The sequence below is a fragment of the Acidovorax sp. HMWF018 genome (assembly GCF_003061035.1).
Classification (GTDB): Bacteria; Pseudomonadota; Gammaproteobacteria; order Burkholderiales; family Burkholderiaceae_C; genus Acidovorax; species Acidovorax delafieldii.
The window spans coordinates 1-4,820 of the sequence record NZ_QAIM01000008.1; the positions used below are offsets into that span (position 1 = coordinate 1).

At 69.1% G+C, this 4,820-nt stretch carries 5 protein-coding genes; 2 read left to right on the forward strand and 3 right to left on the reverse strand.

The window, feature by feature from the left end; translation table 11 throughout:
- Nucleotides 1-553: hemerythrin domain-containing protein (locus tag DBR23_RS00240; protein WP_233250190.1), on the forward strand; the 553-nt coding region annotated here is incomplete at its 5' end.
- 104 nt (nucleotides 554-657) lie between these two features.
- On the opposite strand, the gene DBR23_RS00245 is transcribed toward DBR23_RS00240, so the two are convergent.
- Complete coding sequence (locus DBR23_RS00245; RefSeq protein ID WP_108496915.1) at nucleotides 658-1,761, reverse strand: alkene reductase; 1,104 nt, start codon at nucleotides 1,759-1,761, stop codon at nucleotides 658-660.
- Between the two features lie 172 nt (nucleotides 1,762-1,933).
- Between DBR23_RS00245 and DBR23_RS00250 the strand changes: the two genes are divergently transcribed.
- Nucleotides 1,934-3,160: a YbfB/YjiJ family MFS transporter gene (locus DBR23_RS00250; RefSeq protein ID WP_108496916.1), complete on the forward strand. Its 1,227-nt coding sequence runs from the start codon at nucleotides 1,934-1,936 to the stop codon at nucleotides 3,158-3,160.
- A gap of 164 nt (nucleotides 3,161-3,324) precedes the next feature.
- Here the strand turns inward: DBR23_RS00250 and gstA are convergent, their stop codons facing one another.
- On the reverse strand, nucleotides 3,325-3,933 hold the full coding sequence (gene gstA, locus DBR23_RS00255; protein WP_056056950.1) for a glutathione transferase GstA: 609 nt from the start codon (nucleotides 3,931-3,933) through the stop codon (nucleotides 3,325-3,327).
- 116 nt (nucleotides 3,934-4,049) lie between these two features.
- The coding region (locus DBR23_RS00260) for a class II aldolase/adducin family protein (protein WP_233250191.1) at nucleotides 4,050-4,820 on the reverse strand (771 nt) is incomplete at its 5' end.

The window sequence follows — 4,820 nt, forward strand, 5'->3', positions numbered from 1 at the left end:
GCATGCGTCGCTCGCGGCGGTGCTGCACTCGCTGCGCCTGATGCTGGACCAGGGCCCGGGCGACGAGCCCGCCGCGTTCTTTGACGTGATGCGGGCCATGCTGTTCTACATCGACGAGTTTCCCGAGCGCCAGCACCACCCCAAGGAGTCGCAGTGGCTGTTCCCCAGGGTGGCCGAGCGCTCGCCCCAGGCGGCCGAGGCCATCGCCCAGCTGGAGCGTGACCATGAGGGCGGCGAGGCCGCCGTGCGCGAACTGCAGCACCTGCTGCTGGGCTGGGAGCTGATGGGCGACGCGCGCCGCGAGGCGTTTGCGCTGGCGCTGGAGCGCTACATCCGCTTTTACCTGGAGCACATGCGCCTGGAAGAAACCGTGGTGCTGCCCGCCGCCCAGGAGACCCTGCAGCCGGGCGACTGGACTGCCATCGACGCGGCCTTTGCCAGCAACACCAACCCGCTGGCCCCTGGCAAGCCGCGCGACGCGGCCTATGACCGGCTCTTCACCCGCATCGTCATGCGGGCGCCCAGTCCGATCGGGCTCGGCTCACCCTCTTGAGCGACTGCGCCGCTTGGTGCTGACTGCGGCAGGCGACCGCTGGCTCGCGCAGCGGCAGCTGCAACCGGTGCGGCCCCATGGGGCCGTTCCGGCGCGGTGCAGACTCAGGCGCTGAGCGCCGGGTAGTCCGTGTACCCCTCGGCCCCGCCGCCGTACAGCGTGGCGCGGTTCACCTCGTTGAGCGGTGCGTTGGTTTTCAGGCGCGCCACCAGGTCGGGGTTGGCGATGAAGGGGCGGCCAAAGGCCACGATGTCGGCGCCCTTGGCCAGGGCGGCATCGGCCAGCTCGCGGGTGTAGGCGTTGTTGACCATCCACGCACCCTTGCCGCCCGCTGCACGGTAGGCGGCCTTGAGCGCGGCGTGGTCGAACGGGCGGCCTTCCACCTCGCGCGGGCCGCCGGTGGCGCCTTCGATGACGTGGATGTAGGCCAGGCCCAGCGGGCCCAGGTGGCGCACCACGTGGTCGAACAGCGGCTGCGGATCGGCGTCCACGATGTCGTTGGCGGGCGTGACGGGCGACAGGCGGATGCCGGTGCGGCCGCCGCCGATTTCCTCGACGATGGCGCGGGTCACTTCGAGCAGCAGGCGCGCGCGGTTGGCGATGCTGCCGCCGTAGTCGTCGGTGCGTTGGTTGGCACCGGTCTTGAGGAACTGGTCGATCAGGTAGCCGTTGGCCGCGTGGATTTCCACACCGTCAAAACCCGACGCAATGGCGTTGCGCGCGGCGTGGCGGTAGTCCTGCACGATGCCGGGGATCTCTTCGGCATCGAGCGCGCGGGGCATGGAGGTGGGGGTGAAGGTGGGCACGCCGTCCTTGATGAGCACGGTCTTGGTGTTGGCCTGCACGGCCGAGGGTGCGACGGGGGCGGCGTTGCCCGGCTGCAGGTCGGTGTGCGAGACACGGCCCACATGCCACAGCTGCACCACGATCTTGCCGCCGGCATCGTGCACGGCGCGGGTGACCTTCTTCCAGCCGTCCAGCTGCTCGGTGCCGTACAGGCCGGGTACATCGGCATAGCCCTGGGCTTGCGGGCTGATGGCTGTGGCCTCGGAAATGATGAGACCGGCACTGGCGCGCTGCGCGTAGTAGGTGGCGACCAGGTCGGTGGGGATGGCCTCGGGCGAGCGGTTGCGCGTGAGCGGCGCCATGGCGATGCGGTTGGCCAGCTGGAGGTCGCCCGCGCGGGTGGGTTCAAACAATGAGGTCATGTTGAAGGTGTCCTGTAGAGGTACGTGCAAACAAAGCAGCCTTGCAGCTTAATGCTGCAGCGCAAAACGTGCAGCGCACTGGCGTCAACAAGGGCACCGGTTTTGTGTTAACCGAGTCGCTCAAGCCCGTCACTTCTGCAGCACCGTGGCCGTTGCATGAGAATGAAAGGCCATGCCCTTGCTACCGCCCCCCGCACCGTTCCCTGTCTCCCCGTTGCGCAGCCTGTGGCTCGCCGTGGCCCTGTCGATGGGCGCCGCCATCTCGCTGGGCATCACGCGGTTTGCCTATGCCCTGTTGCTGCCGCCCATGCGCGAAGACCTGGGCTGGTCCTACACGCTGGCCGGGGGCATGAACACGGCGAACGCGCTGGGCTATCTGCTGGGTGCTCTGGCCACACCCTGGCTGTTGCGGCGCGCGGCCCCGGGCGCAGTGCTGGTGGTGGGCGCCGTGATGGCCACGGTGTTCATGGGCCTGAGCGGATTTTTCACACAGGCAGCGCCCTTGCTGGTGCAGCGCCTGCTGGCCGGCGGGGCCAGTGCGCTGGTGTTCATTGCCGGGGGGCTGCTGGCGGCCCGGCTGGGTGCCCAGGTGCCGGGGCGCAGCGGCTTGCTGCTGGGCCTGTACTACGGCGGCACGGGCTGGGGCATCACCCTTTCTGCGCTGCTGGTGCCTGCGGTGCTCGCAGCGGCCCCAGCACTGCACAGTTGGACCTGGGCCTGGTGGGCTTTGGCGCTGGCCTGTGTGGCGGCCACAGTGGCATTGCTGTGGCCGGCGCGGGTGTTGAACGGGCTGGCTGCACCCGTGGCCGCCGCATCCGAGACCGCACCGGCGGCTGCAGTGCCCGACCGCGTGCGCTGGCGGGCCCTGGCCCCTGCGCTGCTGGGTTACGGCCTGTTTGGCGTGGGCTATATCGGCTACATGACCTTTGTGGTGGCGCTGCTGCGCGAGCAGGGCCGGGGTGCGGGCGAGGTGACGCTGTTCTACGCCTTGCTGGGACTGGCCGTGGTGCTGTCCTCACGCATCTGGGCCGGGCTGCTGGACCGCAGCCGGGGCGGAGAGGCCCTGGCGCGCTTGAATGCGCTGCTGGGCGTGGCCACCATCCTGCCTGCTATCACGGGCGCGTGGCCGGTGGTGCTGGGCTCAGGGCTGCTGTTTGGCGGGGTGTTTTTGTCGGTGGTGGCATCGACCACGGCGCTGGTGCGGCACAACCTGCCGCAGGCGCTGTGGGCCAGCGGCATCAGCGCGTTCACCATCGTGTTTGCGGCCGGGCAGATCGTGGGGCCCACGGTGGTGGGCTGGATCGCCGACGGGCCCGGGGGCCTGGCGCGCGGGCTGGTGTTCTCGGCCTGTGCGTTGTGGGTGGGAGCGCTGGTGGCGTGGCGGCAGAAGCCGCTGTAGCACACTGGGGTTTTGGCCGCGCGTCGAGCTACGTGCTCCCAATCGATACTGGCGGGGCCTAGGCCAGGAACGCCGAGCAAGGGCCGCCCCGCAGCGAGGGCGTTGTCCCCCTGCCCGCGTAGCGAGAGCGGGGGGAAGGCGCGCAGCGCCTCAGGGGGGTGTCCCTATTTCAGCAGGCCTTCGGCCTTCATCGCGGCCTGCACCGCGGGGCGGGCACCCACGCGTTCACGGTAGGCCGCCAGGTTGGCCAGGCCGGAGATGTCGAGCTTGGTGGGCTGGGTCCAGTTGGTCACGGTGAACAGGTAGCCGTCGGCCACGGTGAACTGATCGCCCATCAGGTACTGCTTGCCGGCGAGCTGGCCATCCACCCACTGCAGGCGTTGCAGCAGGCGCTCGCGCACCATGGGCTTGTATTCCTCGGGGGTGGCGGGGTTGAACAGGGGGCTGAAGCCCTTGTGCAGCTCGGTGCCGATGAAGGTCAGCCACTCTTGCAGGCGGTAGCGCGCCAGGGTGCCGTTGGCGGGCGCGAGCTGCTTGTCGGGCACTTGATCGGCAATGTATTGCACGATGGCGGGGCCTTCGCGCAGGCGCTCGCCGTTGTCCAGCTCCAGCACGGGCACGTAGCCCAGCGCATTGATGGTGTAGTAGTCGGTTCCGTCCTGCAGCTTGTGGCTCTTGGTGCTGGCCAGCACGGGGGTGTAGGCCAGGCCGGCCTCTTGCAAGGCGATGTGGGGGGACAGGGAGCAGGCGCCGGGGGAGTAGTAAAGCTTCATGGATCGGTCCTTGAAAACGGTCGGAAACCGCCGATCCTATGCGCTGCGCCGGATTCTTGCAGGCGCCGGGGCGCAACCCCGGCGCCCGCTGCGTGGTGCAGCGGGGAGGGGTCGCGTCAGCTGTCGAATCCGGGCAGGTCGCGCTGCACCTTGCGCAGCAGCGCGGGCCAGGCAAAGGCGCCGCCCAGGCCGCCGGTCTGCACGCGCATGGCCTGGGCCACGCCGGTCACGATCTGCGGGTTCACCTGCGTCAGTTCGCCGCCGGCCTGCGCGTCGATCTGGATGCGGCAGGTGTTCTCGAAGGTGTACATGGACAGGAAGGCGTCGGCAATGGTCTTGCCCACGGTGAGCAGCCCGTGGTTGCGCAGCATGAGGAAGTTGGCATCGCCCAGGTCGGCCTGCAGGCGCGGCTTTTCTTCGTCGCGGAAGGCCACGCCCTCGTACTCGTGGTACGCCAGCGAGCCCAGTACAAAGGTGCTTTGCTGGCTGATGGGCAGCACGCCGCCCTTTTGCGCGCTGATGGCCACGCCGGCGCGCGTGTGGGTGTGCAGCACGCAGCCCGCCTCGGGCCGGGCCTCGTGCACGGCGCTGTGGATCACGAAGCCGGCAGGGTTCACGGGGAAGGGCGAGTCGTGCAGCTTGTTGCACAGCATGTCCACCTTGATCAGGCTCGACGCCGTGATCTCGTCGAACATGAGGCCGTAGGGGTTGATGAGGAAATGGTGCTCGCCCGGGCCTGACACCGACTCGGGCAGCTTGGCGCTGATGTGGGTGAAGACCAGGTCGCTCCAGCCGTACAGCGCGACGAGCCGGTAGCACGCGGCCAGGTCGCAGCGCAGCTGCCATTCTTCAGGGCTGACGCTGCCTTGCAGCGAGGGGATGTTGAG